Origin of the sequence: Microbacterium sp. K41, from assembly GCF_004794395.1 — a bacterium.
Lineage (GTDB): Bacteria > Actinomycetota > Actinomycetes > Actinomycetales > Microbacteriaceae > Microbacterium > Microbacterium sufflavum.
The window spans coordinates 1-1255 of record NZ_SSDO01000282.1 but is presented as its reverse complement, the minus strand read 5'-3'; the positions used below and the strand labels follow the sequence as shown (position 1 = coordinate 1255).

At 72.0% G+C, this 1255-nt stretch carries 2 protein-coding genes; one reads left to right on the top strand and one right to left on the bottom strand.

All coding sequences use genetic code 11. From position 1 onward, the window contains the following. Positions 1 to 146: 146 nt before the first annotated feature. The gene (locus DW309_RS08000) at positions 147 to 800 is read right to left on the bottom strand and encodes a TetR family transcriptional regulator C-terminal domain-containing protein (RefSeq protein ID WP_136036424.1); all 654 of its coding nucleotides are present in this window, start codon (positions 798 to 800) and stop codon (positions 147 to 149) included. 73 nt (positions 801 to 873) lie between these two features. On the opposite strand from DW309_RS08000, the gene DW309_RS07995 reads away from it, so the two are divergent. Continuing rightward, a partial coding sequence (locus DW309_RS07995) for an alpha/beta hydrolase (protein ID WP_136045077.1) occupies positions 874 to 1255 on the top strand: 382 nt, incomplete at its 3' end.

The window sequence follows — 1255 nt, the reverse complement described above, 5'->3', positions numbered from 1 at the left end:
CGAGCACCATCCACCTGGCGAGCGCCGCGCACGTCACGCGTTCGAGCGCGGCTACGACGCCGGGTTCCGCCGCGGTCGCGCCGCCTGACCGCCGCACCACAGGGCGCCCTCCCGTCTGGGAAGGCGCCCTGTGGTGCGCCGGGGCTCTACATCTCGAGGTCGAGGAGCGCCACGGCGTCGTCGGGGGCGCCGACAGCACGGAGGCGTCCGCGCATCGCCGCCGCGGCGAGGGCATAGGGCCGTTCGTCGTCGAGGAGCAGCGAGCGCGAGTTGGCTTCCTCGTTCAGCGCGACGAGTTCGAACGCCAGCACGTCCACGTCGTCGACCGCGATCTCTCCGACCGCGATGGCGTGACGCAGCTGGGCCTCGATGTACCCGTGCCAGTCAGTCAGGGCCGCGCGCACGGCGTCGGTCACCGGCCCGGTCTTGGAGTCGACGTCGGCGGAGGTCGCGGCGAAGAAGCAGCCTCCGGTGAACACGCGGTCCTTCGAATAGAGCAGCGAGTGGCGCAGCAGCGCCGCGAGGCGTCGAACGCCGCGGGGCTCGGCACGGGCGGGCTCGACGATCCGTGCGAGGAAGATCTCCCTGGCGGCTTCGATCGTGGCGAGCTGCAACCCCTCTTTGCTGCGGAAGAGCGTGGCGATGCTGCTCTTGCTCGATCCGGACGCCGCAGCGAGCCGACCGATCGTCAGGCCGTCGAGACCCTCGACCGACGCCAGGTTCGTGGCGCTGTGGAGCACGACGCGGCGGGAGGCATCACCCCGTACCCGTCGGCCGTCCAGGATCGGGCTCTCGGACATCCCCCTAGTATACGAACGATCGTTCGCCTAGTATACGTATGATCGTTCGTATTGTTCCGGCGAAGGAGTCACGATGCCGTCCCTGCCCGTTCTGCTCGCCCGCACCGTCCCCCCGCTCGCCCGCGTCTCGCCACGGCTGGCGGGTGCCGTCGCGCTCCGCCTGTTCTTCACCACCGGCCCGCGCATGCGCGTGCGCCCCGCCGATGCGCCGACCCACAGCGACGCCCGCCGCGGCACCGTCACGGTGCGCGGCATCGAAGTCACCACGTACGAGTGGGGTCGCGGGCCGCGCACCGTGCTGCTCCTGCACGGCTGGCGCGGCCGGGCGTCGCAGTTCGCGCCGCTCGTGCGCGAGCTGGTGGCCGAGGGGTTCCGCGTGCTCGCGTTCGACGGGCCGGCACACGGGTCGTCCGGCGGCCGCGGGACCGACGTTCGCGACTGGGTGACGGTCGCCG